Consider the following 18,594-nt stretch of genomic DNA (forward strand, 5'->3'; position numbering starts at 1 on the left):
CTTACCCCAAATCCGGTTCATCCCTTAGAGCGATTGTTTCCTCATGTTTTCCTTCTGTTTCAAATATTAAAATGGTATTCTTACCCTTCTTTAAAACAGGTGCCGGTATATAGAGCCGCTTCTGGGGTCCGGCTTCCCAGAATCTTCCGATATTAAATCCGTTAATCAGAACACATCCTTTCCCCCATCCGGTTAGATCAAGAAATGTGTCCCCGGTTTCATCTATTTCAAACGTAAACTCATAAAAGGCAGGTGTATTCTCCTTTGAGGGAAGTGTAAAATCAAGTCCTGACAAATCTTCCATAGGAAGACAATAATGGTTCCAGTAATATTGATGATGCCCGTTGATTTGGACCTGACCATTTATTCCTTTTCTCTGATCTTCCATTCTTGGGCCAAAATTTACCCGTCCCATATTTTCCATGAGGATATGAAGCTTTCTTGGGTTTTCTGGCTGGTCACTTAGTTCATGCTCTGATAAGAGTTCTTTATCATATAAAGTGAGTACCGGTACTTCATCCAAATACACCTTGGCCCTGTCATTGGCACCCCAGAGGCGGAACTTCTCTATACTTCGGTCATGGACTAATTCACTTTCATAAAGGATATATCCGTAACCCTGATTCAGCTTTTCCATTGGCAAAGGCACTACATTCTCACTGGGTCTTGCAATATTGTCAAGGTTTTCAAAAAGTCCTGCTTTTCTTGATACTCTTAAGGTCCCATATGCTTTACGTTTTATTTCCGTGGTTAACTCTATATTAGGGATTTCGGTATACTTACTAATTACCTCACGGAAGGCGTTGTACTTATCTGTAATTCTACCATCTTCCGTTAATAAGGCATCATAATCATAGGAAGTCACATCTGGTTTTAACTCCTCATAATAATTGGAACCGCTAGTAAATCCAAAATTAGTTCCACCCTCAAACATATAGATGTTAACATGACCTTCCGAAAGTATCTCGTCCAGATTTTTCACATTTTCTTCCAAATTGCCCCTTTGATGATCTTTATCTCCCCAAGCATCAAACCAGCCTACCCAGAATTCCATACACATGAGTGGTTTATTACCGATTTTCTTTCTCATTAACTCAAATTGCTCTTTTCCTTTGGAGCCGAAATTACCGGTCTGTAATACGCCATTAATCTTACCACACTCAAAGGAATTCCCCCAGGGACCATCAGAGGTTACTAAGGGCACTTCGCAGCCGCAGTCCAACATGGTCTGTTTTAAAAATTCCATGTAGTTTGTATCATTACCAAAATATCCATACTCATTTTCCACCTGCATCATAATAACGGGGCCGCCTTGTGTTATTTGCAGGGGTGCTATGATTTCAAACAGTTTTTCAAAGTATTCTTTTACATGGCTTAAATAAGGAGGATACATACAGCGAAGCTTCATACCATCCTCTTTTAGCAGCCAGTAAGGAAATCCTCCAAACTCCCACTCCCCGCAGATATAGGGCGAGGGTCTTACTATTACCATAAGCCCAAGTTCCTGTGCAGTCCGTACATAACGGGCAATATCAAGGATCCCGTTAAAATTATATTGACCCTTTTCTTTTTCATGCAGGTTCCAGGGTATATAGGTTTCAACCGTATTGCACCCCAGATTTTTTAATTTTTCTAAACGATCACGCCAGTATTCCGGCATAATCCTAAAGTAATGCATGCCGCCGGAGATAATCTTTATAGTTTTTCCGTCAAGATAAAATTCATCCCGAATTTCGAATTGATGCATTTTTCCTCCTATCCGGGCGCTTTATCCGCCCTAATATGCTTTTTATCTCCTTGTAAGTAAAATTTATCCGGGTATATAAATGGGGACAGCCAATTCTGACATACTGCCATGTCCACCTTGGTATCCCCATATACATTGTGTAACATATACCAGTTTAAGAGCATTTTGGCCCGAAAGCTTTAACCTTACTTACCGTTATTTTGTTTATAAGCATCCATATCTTTTTGCAGGGACGCTTTTACATCATCATAACCTGCTTCTTTCAGTTTTTGTCTCATCTCATCAATCTTTTCCTTAGGATTATCAAATTTGCCATAAGCTAACTGAGGAATATATTCCGAAAGTACACTTGCTATGGCTGACTGACCTGCCTCGATTGCATTTTTATCTAAAATCAGGTTTTCGTATGGATAATCATAAGCAACTTTATTCAGATTTGCGATCATATCTTTGGTACCACTCCAGTTAAAGCTGTTTTCCAATTCCAGATCATCATTACGTCCGCACCAGTAGTTAGCACCCAGTCCGTCCGTACTTGTATCATAACCTTCCGGGTAAGCAAGTTTTCCGTCATCGGTGATGATATAGTCCGTACCTTCAATACCATAGTTAATATAACGGTAGCACTCTTCATCATTACGCAGGAGGTCATAAACCATTAACGCACGTTCCGGATGTTTGGAATTAGCACTGATTGCCGCTGCACCATGTGTTTTCAGAGGTTTGGACACATTATTGTTTTCCTGACCCCAATAGTACATCTTTGCATCGGAACCTGGCTGTTTGATATCCATATTAGGTTTTATCTGTGAGTAATACGTCTGGCTGTGATGCTGATCGGCACCAGAGGTTCCGGCATATAATTCTTCCCTGCTGTCTCCGTCGAAGTTCAAAACATCTTCACGCCATACTCCCATATCATTCCACTGTTTCATTAAATCCGCAGCTTTATAGATTGTATCGTCCTCCATATAAGGAGAAGTTATCGTATAAGGATCTGAAGCTTTAGTACACCAGAATTCAAAGTTACCGGCATTACAGCCAATCAGTACACGGTAGTCTGAATTGGACTGAATATAAGCCCCTAATACACCGGGAGCATTATTCTTTCCTGGAACATCCCAAGGAATTACATCCGGCTTATTATCTTTTATATATTTAAAATAAGTGGTTAAGTCATCAAACTTCTTTACCGTTCCGTCAGCAAGTCCAGCCTCTTTAGCCCAGTCTCCGCGGTAGTACATGCCATGATTGGTATACTGGGTATAATGATCTTCCGGAATAAAGTAAATCTCATTGTTATATTTGCAGATATCCCAGTCTCCGCTGGCATTTACCTGTTCATAGGTTTTAGGTGCATAGGTTTTAAGCATCTCTTCTGATAAAGGCATAAAAGCACCTTTTTGTGCATTTTCCCAGGCATACAGCCAGTCTGAAGCAGTGGTTATGATATCCAGGGAATCATCACCGCTTAGTAACTGTACATTATATTGTGTCTGCCAATCTGCCCATTCAACATAGGTAAACTTTAACTCTGCATTTGCCTTTTCCGTAAGTGCTTTATTCAGCTTTTCCAGCATAGCCTCCAGTCTTCCATTCGTTGGTTTATCCCCAAGAACCAACATATTAATTACTTCATGTTTGGAGGTATCAATACCGGTTCCCCCATTACTTCCGGAATTGCTGCCAGTTTCTTGTTTCACAGTACCACCTTTTGTACCGCCTCCGCCGCAGCCAACAAGACTTATCGCTGTCATTGCGGTCAAGACGAATGCCAAAATACGTTTTGCCAGTTTTTTCTTTTTCATCGTAATCCTCCGTTTCATTATATGTTTTTTATATGCGAATCCTGTATATGGAATCCATATCAACCTTTCACTGCTCCCACTGTAATACCGGTGATAAAATATTTCTGTACAAACGGATACAGAAAAACGATAGGACCGGTAGCCACTACCGCGGTAGCCATTTTCAAAGTATTAGACGGCAGATCCGTATAGGTTACATTGGCACCTGCTACGGAACCCTTTAAGGCATTCGCCGTATTAATGATATTATATAGATAATACTGAAGTGGTTTATAGGTAACTGAGGACCCAAGATAAAGGGAAGACTGATACCACTCATTCCAATACCCCAACGCCAGGAACAGACCTACTGTTGCAAGTGCCGGCTTTAACATAGGGAAAATAAGCGAGATAAAAATCTTAAAATCTCCGGCACCATCAATTTTACCGGATTCTGTTATCTCAAATGGCACTGATTTGGCAAAATTCTTCATAAGTATAATCAGCCAGGGTGACATCAGCAGCTGCAAAAATACTGCCATATAACTTCCCTTTAAGTGCATGTATTTAGCCACCCAGATAAAGGTAGGGGCCATACCTGCAGAAAACAAGGTAGTAAAATAAATAAAAAACGATAATATATTACGGTAAACAAAATCTTTTCTCTGTAAGGCATATCCTGCCATTGCAATTAAGAACAATCCGATTATGGTTCCGCAGGCAGTCATGGTAATTGTTACGGCATATGAGCCCAGTATCATCTTGGGATATCTAAATACCCAGCTGTATGCCGCTAAGGTAGGTCCTTTCGGTAAAAGGCCAAACCCGTCTTTACTTATGATACCTTCTGTACTAAAAGAAGCAGAGATAATTAATATAAAAGGGAGAATGCATAATATTGTAAATAATAGAATGAAGACATATGAAAATACTCTTAAGGCAACCGTACTTCTGCCAAATTTTATTTTAGTTTCTTTTTTTACCATCTTTAAACTCACCTCCTAGAATAATGCATAATCCGGGTCAATACGTTTTACCAGCCAGTTACTTACCATAACCAAGGTAAACCCAAAGATTGACTGATACAAACCAACTGCAGAGGATGTTGCAAAGTTATTCTGAGACATCATCATACGGTAAACCGAGGTTTCTATAATATCTGTGGTAGCAAATAACTGTGAGTTATTGCCTATGAGATTCCAAAACAGTCCAAAGTTACCTTTCATAATTCCGCCAAGTGCAAATAACAGTAAAATGACAAAAGTAGGTTTTAGACTAGGGATTATGATATATCGGATCCGCTGCCAGCTAGAAGCACCATCCACCTCAGCAGCCTCTATCATACTGGAATCTATCCCGCAGATAGCTGCAAAATAAACAACGGAACCATATCCTGTCTGCTGCCACATCTGGCAGAAAACAATAATAAACGGCCAAACACCTGCCATACTATATATTTTCAGCGGTTCACCACCTAAATGCCTAATAAGTGTATTTAATGCACCGGTATCGTAATTGAGTATATTAAAGGTAATTGCACCAATTAAAACCACAGAAATAAAGTATGGTAAAAACATGATGGTCTGGGATACTTTCTTAAACCATTTATTCCTGACTTCATTCAGCATAATTGCAATGGTTATCTGCAATACATTACCAAGGACAATAAATACCAGATTATAAAGAATCGTGTTTTTGGTCAAATGCCAAAGCTGCCCGGACTTTATCAGGAATTCAAAGTTTTTAAGCCCTACAAAGGGGCTGCCAAATATCCCATCCCTGAAATTGTAATTCGTAAATGCTATGTAGACCCCCGGCAGTGGACAATAGGAAAAGACCACAAAAAATATTATGGGTGGAAGGCACATGAACAACAATGTTTTGTTGTCATTCAATGTTTTCCAAAAGGGCTTTTTCGAGTTGTTCTTTTTCACTTTCACATCATTCTCCTCCTGATTTCATGAAATCGGTTTCATATTGTTACATAAAAAATCGGATTCCGACATTTATCTCAAAGGTTTTCTTTCCTATGTTTTAACAGTTTAACGAATTGTTATACAAATTAAAAAGTAATTTTGATAAATTATTTCTTGAAACCCGTTTCATATAAATATTATATACATTTTATTGTACTTTGTCAACAAATATTTTCTGATTACCCCATAAATGTATGTGCAATCAGTTGAATAAATAAAAAAACAAGAAACTGTTATTGTGCATTTTGCAGCTAAACCAGTTTCTTGTTTTATGGGTTTCTATGTTATTCTTGTTAACCTATGTCACTCGTGCTATTCTATATTACTTTTATTATCCAATGCTCTCTTGTTATCCAATGTTTCCTGTTATCCCATATCTCTTGTTAACCATGTCTCTTGTTATCCCATATCTCTTGTTATACCATGTCTCTTGTTATCCCATATCTCTTGTGATCCCATATTTCTTGTTATCCCATATTTCTTGTTATACCATATCTCTTGTTATCCCATATTTCTTGTTATCCTATATTACTCTTGCTATCTATATCAGTTCATTATTGCCTGTTGCTATTCTTTGGTTACTCTTATGTTATCCTTTTGCTATCTTTTGATTATTCTATAAACTTCATTTCATCTAGTATAATCCTTCTGTTAATATACTCCTGCAGGATTCCCTTACAACAAGTTCAGGAGGTATCAGCTGCAGTTTCTCGGGATTTTTCCCCTCCAGTGCTGCAATTGCCGTCTCCACCAGTTTATCCCCGAACTTATCATAATTATAGCCCACACTGGTCAGACGTGGGGTACAAGAAGCCGCAAGAAAGGTATTATCAAAGCTGGCCACTGAGATATCTTCCGGAATCCGAAGGGAGTGCTGTCTGATTGACTGTACAATTCCCAGGGCGGTTAAATCGTTGATTGCAATGATTGCAGTCGGCAATTCAATCTTACTATCAAACAAGTCATTCATAGCCTGGTAACCGGCTTCTAACGAATATTCCTGGGTTTCTACCATATATTCTGTACGAAAGGGAATACCGTATTTTCTCAGACTGCCGCGATACCGGATGCGTTTGGAATATGTAGAATTCACATTCTTCCTGCCGCCCATCAGGCAAATGTTACTATGCCCGTTATGAATCAGATATTCCATTAGTTTATCCATTGCCTGGGCTTCATCAATATTTACCTGAAAACAGTCACTGCCATCCAATTTACCGGTAATGACCACCGGAGTGGTACCTGCAATCTGGTTCATCTTTTCAACATATTCTTCATCAGAAACAAGTTCATCCACTCTACCACCCATTAAAATCAAGGCATCTACCCGCTGCTCAAACATCTTCTGCAAATGATATTCTTCCATCACCAAATTGTTCATGGAATTGCATAACATCAGGATATAACCACTTTCACTTGCTGCCCTCTCACATTCTACCGCTAGATTAGCATAGAAAGGATTACGGATGTCCGGAGCAAGGAGTCCGATTATTTTTGATTGCGTATTGCTTAGTCCCCTGGCCATTGCATTGGGGCGAAAATCATATTTTAGAATTAATTCTTCCACTCTTATTCTTTTTTCATCACTTACATTGGCATTATGTGTTAATACCCTGGAAACTGTTGCCGGTGAAACACCGGCTTCTTTGGCTATATGATAAATACTTACTCTTTCTTTTCCCATAATTACTCCCATATACTGACGATTTAATATCTAATACAATAGTATAATATATGAAACCGATTTCTACAAGATTTTTATTAAAATACTTTCAGTACTCTCAATATTCCAGGGTTGTTATCTTTATAATATGTGAAATGCAACCGTTCTTTCGTAATCATAATAGGAATAGCGCTGACGCGCTGTCACGACAGAACATCTTCCTTGAGCGCGCATGTGCATACTGCCTGGAAGGCTTTTTCATTTATAGTTATAGGTAAGTTCGGAGAACTTTATAACTATAAATGAAAAAAGCTGCTGCAAACTTATATGGAAATTTCCCGGAGGAATAACCCGTGGCTAAAAGTCACGCATCCATTACAAATTTACAGCAGCACAGCATAAGCTCATGGTGTATGGCTTAAATTAAGCTTGATTCTTTTACCTAATGTTTACCGGGCTTTCAAAAAGGTATAAGCTGCCTTTCCAGATATCGTTATTGCCATCTGAAACAATCAGGTCAAATTCACCTGGCTCAGCAGTAAACTCCATTTTATCATTCCAGATAGACAGTTTTTCTTCATCCAGGATTAGTGTACATTTCCTTGTCTCACCTTTGGGAACCCATACCTTTTGGAAGGCTTTCAGTTCTTTCACTCTTCGTATTGTACTTGCCTGGAGATCCCTCACATAAAGTTGAGGAACCGCATACCCATCGTAACCACCGGTGTTCGTAAGGTTACAGTTGATTTTTATCTGCCCTGTGGACAGGTTCTGGGAAGATATCTTACACTTGAGTATAACCTCCTCCCCCTCCAGCTCTAATGGTGTCTCTAATCCTGTCGTGAAACCGCTTATATCCTCATCATTATTCTCTGATATATTCTTACCCGTTCTATCTCCAGGTTCATACGGAACATATTCCACTGAAAAATCAGTATACAAAAAGTCCGTATAGCTTAAACCATAGCCAAAGGAATACAGCGGAGTTTTTTCAATATCATAATACTTCATACCGGCATAGGAATTCTTATAATTATAATAAACCGGTATCTGTCCCGGATGCCGTGGTATGGAAACAGGCAGATGACCGGAAGGGTTGACTTTACCGAAAAGAATTTCTGCTATAGCCTGTCCCCCTGCTATACCAGGATAAAAGGCACACAATGCCCCAGAAGATTGTTCTACAATATCTCCTGTCGCATAAGGACGTCCCTGAATCAATACGGTAATAACCGGACCTCCGGTTTGAAAGACTGCTTCAGCTAGTTTAGTCTGACTACCGGGAAGCCTTAAATCAGCACAATCCATTCCTTCACCGCAGTCCATATTGATGGTACCGTCTGATTTAGCTGCTCCGTTGGTATCAAAGTCCGCTCCTCCAAAACGGCTGGAGGAACCTCCAAGTACCAGAATGGTACAGTCACAGGAAGATGATAACTTTACTGCCTCCCTAATTTCTTCCTCGCTTCCTTTAAACAAACCGCAGCCTCTATGAAATTTCACTTCCGTCTCTTGTCCGTTTTTATGGATAAAATCCTGTATTCCCTTTAATACTGTAATTCCTTCCTCTTTTTTTACCGGCGGAGTATAATCCCCTAATTGGTGGTAAAGTTCATCAGCATTGGGACCAATTACGGCAATGGAACGTATTTTATTCCCATCTAGGGGAAGTATATTATTTTCATTCTTAAGCAATACAACAGATTCTCTTGCCAGCTCGAGGGTTTCGGGATATTTTTCATAAGTATAATCTTCCCAGGTTGCCTCTTCTTCCAGATAAGGCTTCTCAAACAGACCCAGTTCAAACTTAAGAGTAAGCACCCGAAGTACTGCCTTATCAAGGTCTTCCACTGTAATGAAGCCTTTTAAAAGGGCAGTTTCCAGTTTTGCAAATCCCTGATCCCATAAACTGATATCAACCCCTGATTTAAGTGCCAGTGCGCCAGATAACACATTATCTCCGGTCATAACATCCAGTTGATCTACCGCTACTCCATCTGCCATAACGGTACCCTTAAACTGCATCTCCTCCCGTAGGATATCTGTTAAAAGCTTCTTATTGCCATGGCAGGGGATTCCGTCAATTTCATTATAAGCGGCCATAATCCCCTTAACAGAAGCCTCACAGCAGGCCTTCGCAGCCGGAAGATGTATTTCCCGAAGCTCCCTTTCTCCAATGCGGGCAGCACTTGCATTAATTCCACCGGTACCTTCCCCCTGGGCGCAAAAATGCTTAGCAACAGCTGCAATCCCATTATCCTGAATTCCCTTAACTGCTGCCCTGGCTAATTCTGAGGAAAGATAAGGGTCTTCTCCGTAACATTCTTCACTTCTGCCCCACCTGGGATCTCTTAAGACATCCAGTACTGAAATCAATGCCATATGAACGCCCATTTCCTTTAATTGCTTACCACATACCTGATAAGCACTTCTTAACAACTCCGGGTGAAAGGATGCTCCGACACATAAGTTTACCGGCAGCAGATACCCAGAGAGAGCCTGGTGTCCATGAGGGCATTCTGAACTTAACAGCATGGGAATACCTAGTCTGGAATGTTCAATTACATACCTTTGCACTAAATTATAGGCTTTCGGAGCTAATGTACCGGTAAGCCCGGTATTAAAATCTTTGCCGGACCAGGGATCTGCACGATAAAGTCCGTATAAAACCCCAAGACCTCCAAAGCTTTCCACTTCACCTTTAAATTCATCGGTTAATTCAATTTCCCTTCCCCTACGTTCATAAATAGAAAAACCATACAACCGCTGATTCAGCTGACCTACTTTTTCTTTTACCGTCATTCGGGATAATAAATCTTTTGCTCGCTCCATTGCGGGACGGGATTTATCCTGATAAAGATATGCCATAATTTAATCCTCCGTTTCCATGTGTATATTCATGTTATAGTTACCAGTATGCAATATCAAGTAAGTATACTGTACTGAATCAGTATGCAATACAAATCAATATACAATATCAAATCAGACAGTTTACAATATCAAACCAGTCGGTTTACAATATCAAACCAGTCAGTTTACAATATCAAACCAGTTGGTTTACAATATCAAACCAGTTAGTTTACAATATCAAACCAGTTGGTTTACAATATCAATATCAAATTCGTATACAATATCAATTAGTATCCAATATCAAATCAGTATACAGCAACACTCCGCATCTGGCAACATCAGGTAAAAATCAAATTTATAAAATAAGGCAGTTCAGGTTAAGACCTCCGCCTTATCACCTAAATCTGCCTTATTCTTTTATTTCATTCATTCTTTATTTCTATTAATTTTTATTTTTTTAAACTAATTTCTTTATTCTTACTTCATTAAACTTATTTCTTTATGCTTATTTCCTTATTATTATTACTTTATTCTTATTGATTCTATTTCTAATTTCATTAACTTCTTTATTTATTCAGAATCACTCTGTAAGTTTTGATTTCATAAGGTTTAATACTAACCTGAATGCTGTTATCTGTTACCGGAATATCACATACTGTTTCTTCTATTAAGTTACACTCTTCAACCATTGAGACCTCCCTGCCAAGCGTTAAAACTGCATTAGTCAGAGCATTTTCACATTCGTATAAACGAAGGATGATACCGTTGCCATCTTCAGCCAATTTAACAGTTTCCAATATAACATTGTCTCTATCAACTGAAACAAAGGATTTTTCCATCCCCGGTTTTCCGCCCTTAGCAAAAAGAGCCGGCTGATTTAACTTATAAGCTTCTTTCACGGTGCCTGCATTTCTCCAGTTTTCTGCGTGAGGATATAAGGCATAAGTAAAGAAATGTTCTTCCTGATCCGTATCAGGATTTGGCTCTATACCGGATTTAATCAGAGTAATTGCCATATTGCCGTCTTTTATGGAATGACCATACTTACAGTCATTTAATAAACTTACGCCATAATGACCTTCGGACAAATCAATCCACTTCTGTCCGCAGCTTTCAAATCGTGCTTTATCCCAGCTGGTATTGGAATGAACTTTTCTCGTAACATTACCAAACTGGATATCAAAAGTTGCTTCGTCAGAATGGATGTTAACCGGAAAATGAACCTTCAATAAGTGCTGGTGTTCTTTCCAATCCACATAAGTATTAAACTCTATTCTTCTGCTGTCTGCATAGAAATAAACTTTTTGTTTAATTACAGAATTACTGATCTTACGGTCAATTTCAAGAGTTGCCCTTACTGTGCCGATTTCTGTCCATTCCATACGGGTTATATCCGTTGCATCCCAGTACTTTTCCGTATAATAAATATCAATGTCCCAGTTATCATAGTAAATAGGCTTATCTTCGTACATACGCAGTAAGTTGCCGTATTGACCGTCCTTTAATACTTCCCTGCCATTATCCTTATCATAAATTGAGGTAAACAGACCCTGTTCATTCATAGTAATCCGATAAAAAGGTGTTTCCAGAACAGAACCGTTTAACAAAAACGGAATCTTTGCTTCCTGATCTGCCAGCGCAAATGTCTTGCTGCCCTTTGAAGGGATTCCTTCCACATAAGCTACTGCTCCTAAAGCAGTCTTTTGCACCGGGTAATAATTGCCTTCCCCGTCAACTAAGGCCGCAGCACTTATATCTCCCAGTTCAACAATATCACTTCGCTCAAACCCAAGGGTATTATAAACGGTAATACCGTCTCCTGCCTCTGTTAATGCAGCAATACGTTCCTTTGTTAAGCCTTCTATTTTTTCAGCCAGTTCGGCATATTCCTTCTTTGTTACTTCGTAAACTTCATGAATGGAGGAACCCGGTAATATGTCATGGAACTGGTTAATCAAAACATTTTTCCAGATTAAGTCCAGTTCTTCTGCAGGATATGCTACTTGATCCATAGCCAATACAGATAATAATTCCAGATCCATAAGGGCTAATTCACTCTTACGGTTGGAACGTTTATTTCTAGCCATAGAAGTATATGTTCCTCTATGATATTCGAAATAGAATTCCCCTTCCCATACCGCAAGCCGGTTATTATCCTTTACCCTGTTATAAAGCTCTGTAAAATAGGTCCCAGCAAACTCCTGACGTACTTTTGGGATACCCCGAACACCTTTTTCCATACGTTTGGAGGTTTCAAGCATATCTCTGGTAGGACCGCCGCCGCCATCACCGTAGCCATAAGAAATCAGGATATCATTGTTGATTTCTTTATTCTGATAACGGGTCCAGCCTCCCATAATGGAATCAGGATGAAGCATGCCATTATATGTGGTAAAAAATTCATTGGTACTCTGACCTACACCAAGGGTTGTGATTAAATGTGTAAAGATTTCCGTTCCGTCAATCCCCCTCCATAACAGGGTGTCATTCGGCATCTTATTGAACTGGTTCCAGGCTAACTTTGTTGTCATAAAATAATCGATTCCGCTTTTTTTCATTATCTGCGGAAGTGCTCCTGAATATCCAAACACATCAGGAAGCCATAATATTTTATTATCTATACCAAATTCTTCCTTGAAGAATTTTTTGCCGTGCATAAATTGACGCACCAGGGATTCCCCGGAGGTAAGATTACAGTCTGCTTCTACCCACATACCGCCTTCCGGCTCCCAGCGTCCTTCTTTCACACGCTCTTTTAAACGTGCATAAAGTTCCGGATATCTCAATTTTAAGAAATAATATAACTGGGGCTGGCTGGACATAAATTTATAATTTGGATATTCTTCCATTAATTTTAACACAGTAGCAAAACTACGGCCTACTTTTTCGCGGGTCTGTTCCACCGTCCACCACCAGGCTACGTCAATATGGGTATGACCGATGCAAGTAGCAATCACATCTTCATAACCGGCCATATCTTCATACAGTGCTTTCTCTAAATATTGGTCCGCTTCACTTAAGGTCGTATAGAATTCTTTGGAATAAGGGGTTCTTAAATCCAGTTTGTTAACACAAGTATTTAAGACATTTTCAATATCTCTTCTAATCTTGTCATCCTTCTCCATACGGGAAAAGGCACTTAATGGTACATTGATATCATAATACAATTTTTCAATTCTTGGATCTATTTCCAGCATCTCCACAATCAGATTGAATTCTGCATGTAATATACCGGTATACGACTGTAACTCAAGCAGATAGGACTGACCTGCCACGGCAGTTTCTGTTAATAACACATGCCTGTGGTTCATGTCAATCCCCTGTGTTGCCACACCATTTACAAATAGAAGGAATTGTGGATTTCGACCGTCATCCCATTCTTCAATCTGAGTCTTAACGTGCATCCACATGGATTTTCCATCAAGGCATTCTGGAACTGTAAATGTAGTCCGAAACCAGTAATGTTCATCCGGTCCATACCAGTGCATGGTTTTACTGTCAAATTCCTGCCAGGGTTGTTCAGATGCCTGTGCATCTTCCGGATGAAAATAATTTCCCTTTTTATAAGTCCAATTCTCTACGGGAATTTTTTGAACTACAGACAGTTTTTTTAACTCATTGCAAATAACGTTGACTCTTCTATCAAGAAAATCCATTTACAACTCCCTTCTGCGCACCTGCGCTTAAAATTACTATCATATTACTATAATATTGCTATTATCTATTATTTATTATTTGGTGGAGTATATCACTTTAACATGTATTTTTATAATGAGTTTTTCTTCATATAATCCATTAAATCATTAACCGTCGTAAAGGCCAGACCGGTCACTGTATCGGCACAGCCATAATATAAAGCAATACGTCCGGTAGCAGCATCCGTTAAAGCTGCACAAGGAAATACTACATTAGGAACATCGCCTACACATTCATAGTATTCCTGAGGTCCAAGAATATAATATTTAGAACGGCATATTACCTTCCAGGGTTCTTCAAGATCAAGGAGAGCACAGCCTACACGGTAAACAAATCCGTTGCAGGTATTAATAACACCGTGATAAATCATTAACCAGCCTTCCTCTGTTTCAATAGGTATAGGTCCAGGTCCGACTTTTGTTGACTGCCAGGCAGATTCATCACCTTTTACCGGTGCCATTACATGACGGTGGTGACCCCAGTATTCCATATCCTTACTCTGGCTGTAAAAAATATCTCCGAACGGTGTATGTCCGGTATCACTTGGACGGCTTAAAAGTCCGTAATATCCGTTAATCTTGCGAGGGAATAACACACCATTGCGGTTATACGGAAGGAAGGCATTCTCTAACTGATAAAAAGTTTTAAAATCAAAGGTATATCCAACACCGATGGTTGGACCATGATATCCGTTGCACCAGGTTACATAATATCTGTCCTCTATAAAGCAGACCCTCGGATCATAACGGTATTCTCTATTTAATATCTCCTCATCCGCGCCTTCAAAACTTAAGGGTTCTTCATTAATTACCCAATTGATACCGTCCTTGCTAAAGCCAGGAAATAAATCCATACTTACGGATTTGCTGTCACAACGGAATACACCTGCATATCCGTCTTCAAAAGGAACAACTGCGCTGTTAAACACACTGTTTGAGCATTCGATTGCATCCCTGCCGATTATAGGATTCTGCGGATAACGCCATACCGGCATTTTATAGTTTTCCGGTTTATCCATCCATGGCATATTCGGCAAAGAATTACCAATAATTTTACTCATGATTATAGCCTCCTCATTTCTAACACTGAAATTATTACAAAGTAAAGGACCGCCGCAAAATATTAGGTCTTATACTTAACCTTAGAAACTATCCTAGGCAAGTAATATAGTCTATGAATTTGCAGCAGTCCTATGGTATTATTATTTACTATTTATTATACATAGCGTCAATCTGAGACTGAGCTTCTGTTATGATTGTCTGGAATCCAGCAGCATCAAGTTCAGAATCGATTTGCTTAATTAATTCTCTTGGTTCTTTTGCACCTGTCATTAACTCGCTTCTGTATTTTTCGTATACGGAACGGCAATTAGCAAGTTCTGATTCAATCTTTGAAGTATCAAGGTTAAATCCTAATAATACAGAAGGTTTTGCATTTGCATTTAATTCTTTTACTTCATCCCATTGATTGAATTCATCATTAGCAAGTTTAGATAATGTAAAGAAAGTACCCTGTGTATATCCTGCCATTAACCAGTCGTTGTTTAATTTCTCAATTTCACCGTCAGCAGTATATTTAAAGTTTTCACCTTCAAGACCATAGTAGAATGCATCTCTTACTTTGGTATCTAAGTTAAGCAGCTGTAAGAATTGAAGAGCTTTTTCAGGATTCTTAGAGCTTGCTGAAATACCATTTAAAGAACCACGAACTGTGTTATTGGAAACAATTGTATCGATGAATTTCGTAGTAACTGCTTCTGCGCCCATGTTAGGACCCCAAGTGGTTTTAGCTGCGCCTGACCAACCCTGAGCAGCATAGAACATTCTGTAGCTGGGAGTTTCTCCTACTGCCGGAGCATCTGCATTGATGATACCATCTTTATACCACTGATGAATTACATCTAACTGGCTTAAAACATCTTCCTGATCAAGTACATTAACTACTTTACGGGATTCGTCATCAAATTTAACACCTAAAGCAGGGATACCTGCGCCCATTTGGTCATATACACTGGTTATAACTTCAAGTCCGCTTTTATCAAGTACAACTGGTGCAGTGCCTTCACCGTCTTTAATTTTCTTGAAGGAATCTGTTAATCCAGCTAAAGTATTGATGTTCTGGTAGTCTATGGAATATTTGTCTACGATAGCTTTATCCCATACAAAATATTCAGTAGCAGAACTGTCTTTGTAAGTAGGTATTGAATAAATCTTACCATTTACAGAAACTGCATCCCAGTAATCTGCAGGAATGTAGGAATATAAATCAGGAGCTGAACTCTTAACCATATCTGTAATATCCAGGAAGGTTCCAAGTCCTACTTCACTTGTATATTTACCGCCATCTGTAAATAAAATATCAAAATTTTCACCGGAGTTAACGATTACGCTTCTTCTGGTATCCCAGTCACCCCAGGGAACAACTTCCATATCAATATTAACGCCGATTTTCTCAGCTAAATATGGATTGATTTTAGCAAGCCATGCATCATAATTTTTCGGCATGCCGCTACCAACCATAATCCATTTTAAAGTTACCACTTCTCCATTGTTTGAGGAAGTATTCTGTCCATCTTTAGAACCTGTTTCTTCAGATGTATTACTTGTATTGCTGCCTGATGATTTGTCATCCCCCGTTTTAGAACAGCCAACGATAGCAGCTGACATCATTGCAAATACTACTAATAATGCCATAATTTTTCTTAGTTTCATAGCTAATCCTCCTATAATTTTCATTTTGCCTTCTACCAAATATAATCTTTGGCATTTAAAACCTCTATATAAATCTTCTCCAAATGGAAAGCAAGTTATCCCTCCAAACGGAAGAATTTATATCAACCTTTTACTGCTCCAATTGTAAGTCCTGATATGAAATACTTCTGGAAAAATGGATACGCACATGCAATTGGTGCGATAATTACGATTGCAATTGCCATTCTGGCGCCTTCCTTAGGCATTAAATTCTTATACTGCTGTAAAGATAAGCCTGCCGATGGATTATTTGCCAGAAACTGTATATTCTTCTGAATATTATTTAATAATGCCTGTAAGGAAAGCAGATTTGCGTTATTAATGTACAAAGAAGACTGGAACCAGTCATTCCAATAACCAAAACACAAGAATAATCCTATGGTTGCAAATACCGGCTTTGATATGGGCACTACGATTCTGGTAAAAATGTTAAGCTGAGAAGCTCCGTCAATTTTAGCAGATTCAATGATAGAATCCGGAATCGTTGTCCTAAAAAACGTTTTACAGATAATTACGTTAAAGGAAGATACCATTAAGGGAAGAATCAAAGCCCATATGGAATCCTTTAAACCAAGCAGGTTGGTATTGATAACATAAGAAGAAATCATACCGCCGTTAAAAATCATAGGGATAAATACCAGGTAAGTTAAAAATCCATTCAGTTTATAATTGCTTCTGGAAAGTACATATCCCATAGTAGTAGTAAGAGCAACACCAAGCACCGTACCAACTACGGTTACCAGTACTGATATTCCCAGCGCTTTTAAGATAGTATGAATTTCATTCCATAGGAAAATATAAGATGCCGCTGAGATTTCCTTGGGTATGAACTGGTATCCGTATCTTGCCAGAGAGTTTTCTGATGTAATGGAAATCATAAATACGAAAACCACAGGCAGAATACAAATCAGGGATAATATGATAAATATAACGTTAAATGTAAAGTTTGTTGTTTTTGATATCCGGTTTAATTTTGAAGTACTTTCTTCCATATCTTTTTTCATTCTGTTACCTCCATTCCTGTCTGTTCCAATTATATAATTGCACTTTCGTTGTCAATTTTTCTTACGATCCAATTCGCTAAAAGTATAGTCAGACAGCATGCAATGGACTGGAAGAACGTTGCGGCTGCCGTCATACCAATGGGGGTTGTGGACTGCAGTGCCTTAAATACATAAGTATCAATTGTGGAAGCTACATTATATAAAGAACTTGGTATTTCTTTGGTAACCTGATAAAATAAGCCGAAATCAGAATAGAATACCCTGCCTACATTTAAGATAAACATCATAATAACGATAGTCTTAATACTTGGAATTGTAACATATTTAACCTGCTGCCACTTGGTAGCGCCATCAATTACCGCTGCTTCATATAAAGTACCATCAATACCGGTGATACTTGCCAGATAAACTACCGTACTATAACCAACGGTTTTCCATAGCTGCATGAACACCAGGATGAAGGGCCAGTACTTCGGTTCCATATACCATTGGACAATATCTTTTCCCATCATCTTTAAAATACTGTTAAACATACCCTTGTCAATACTAAGGAACGCATACACAAAATAACTTACAACGACCCAGGACATAAAGTGAGGGAAAAACATCATGGTCTGATAAACTTTTGATTTACGCTTGCTGTAAATCAAACTAATCATGATTGCCAAGGTAACCGGTATAAGAATGCCAAGAACAATAAAAACAATATTATATGCAATGGTATTTCTTAATAGTATAAACAGCACATTGGATTTTATCAGGAATTGAAAATTATCAAAGCCGGTCCATTGACTGTTAAAAAGATTATAAAAGAATCCGTGACCCGGAAATACTTTATAATTTTTAAACGCAATGATAATACCAAACATAGGAAGAAAACAAAACAATATGTACCATATCGTTGTTGGTAATGCCAGCAAAGTTAGTTCTGTATCGTCTTTTGTCCATTTCTTTCTGGTTTTTACTTTTTTGATGTTATCACTTTTATCTTTATTTAACTTTTCCATTTTGTTAACCTCCATTTGTTACTAACTTCTTATCAATTAACTGTTTTTATTTTAACATGTCTTTAATCTTAATGCAACATTTATTTTATTTTTTTATCATGTTTTTTACATCAT

The 18,594-nt window shown here is 38.5% G+C and carries 11 protein-coding genes; all 11 read right to left on the reverse strand.

Annotated features, from left to right (window positions below; genetic code table 11):
• Window position 1: 1 nt before the first annotated feature.
• A complete protein-coding gene (locus tag QA584_RS16665) occupies window positions 2–1,747 on the reverse strand; it encodes a glycoside hydrolase family 35 protein (RefSeq protein ID WP_278270191.1) in 1,746 nt (581 codons plus the stop codon).
• Window positions 1,748–1,932: 185 nt separating this feature from the next.
• On the reverse strand, window positions 1,933–3,555 hold the full coding sequence (locus tag QA584_RS16670; RefSeq protein WP_278270192.1) for an extracellular solute-binding protein: 1,623 nt from the start codon (window positions 3,553–3,555) through the stop codon (window positions 1,933–1,935).
• A gap of 59 nt (window positions 3,556–3,614) precedes the next feature.
• On the reverse strand, window positions 3,615–4,520 hold the full coding sequence (locus QA584_RS16675; protein WP_278270193.1) for a carbohydrate ABC transporter permease: 906 nt from the start codon (window positions 4,518–4,520) through the stop codon (window positions 3,615–3,617).
• A gap of 15 nt (window positions 4,521–4,535) precedes the next feature.
• Complete coding sequence (locus tag QA584_RS16680; RefSeq protein ID WP_331487652.1) at window positions 4,536–5,474, reverse strand: ABC transporter permease; 939 nt, start codon at window positions 5,472–5,474, stop codon at window positions 4,536–4,538.
• Window positions 5,475–6,144: 670 nt separating this feature from the next.
• Window positions 6,145–7,194 carry a LacI family DNA-binding transcriptional regulator gene (locus QA584_RS16685; protein ID WP_278270194.1) on the reverse strand — a complete coding sequence of 350 codons (1,050 nt, stop codon included), beginning with the start codon at window positions 7,192–7,194 and terminating at the stop codon, window positions 6,145–6,147.
• A gap of 417 nt (window positions 7,195–7,611) precedes the next feature.
• The gene (locus QA584_RS16690) at window positions 7,612–10,041 is read right to left on the reverse strand and encodes a glycoside hydrolase family 3 N-terminal domain-containing protein (protein ID WP_278270195.1); all 2,430 of its coding nucleotides are present in this window, start codon (window positions 10,039–10,041) and stop codon (window positions 7,612–7,614) included.
• Between the two features lie 548 nt (window positions 10,042–10,589).
• Window positions 10,590–13,679, reverse strand: coding sequence for an alpha-mannosidase (locus QA584_RS16695; protein WP_278270196.1), 3,090 nt, complete (start codon window positions 13,677–13,679; stop codon window positions 10,590–10,592).
• Between the two features lie 110 nt (window positions 13,680–13,789).
• Window positions 13,790–14,779, reverse strand: a complete 990-nt coding sequence (locus tag QA584_RS16700) for a glycoside hydrolase family 130 protein (protein WP_331487653.1) — start codon at window positions 14,777–14,779, stop codon at window positions 13,790–13,792.
• Window positions 14,780–14,927: 148 nt separating this feature from the next.
• Window positions 14,928–16,430, reverse strand: coding sequence for an ABC transporter substrate-binding protein (locus tag QA584_RS16705; protein ID WP_278270197.1), 1,503 nt, complete (start codon window positions 16,428–16,430; stop codon window positions 14,928–14,930).
• 122 nt (window positions 16,431–16,552) lie between these two features.
• Window positions 16,553–17,473 (reverse strand): carbohydrate ABC transporter permease, encoded by a 921-nt coding sequence (locus tag QA584_RS16710; RefSeq protein ID WP_278270198.1) that lies wholly within the window; start codon window positions 17,471–17,473, stop codon window positions 16,553–16,555.
• Window positions 17,474–17,502: 29 nt separating this feature from the next.
• The gene (locus tag QA584_RS16715) at window positions 17,503–18,480 is read right to left on the reverse strand and encodes an ABC transporter permease (protein WP_278270199.1); all 978 of its coding nucleotides are present in this window, start codon (window positions 18,478–18,480) and stop codon (window positions 17,503–17,505) included.
• Between the last annotated feature and the right edge of the window lie 114 nt (window positions 18,481–18,594).

Origin of the sequence: Anaerocolumna sp. AGMB13025, assembly GCF_029689925.1 — a bacterium.
GTDB lineage: Bacteria > Bacillota > Clostridia > Lachnospirales > Lachnospiraceae > Anaerocolumna.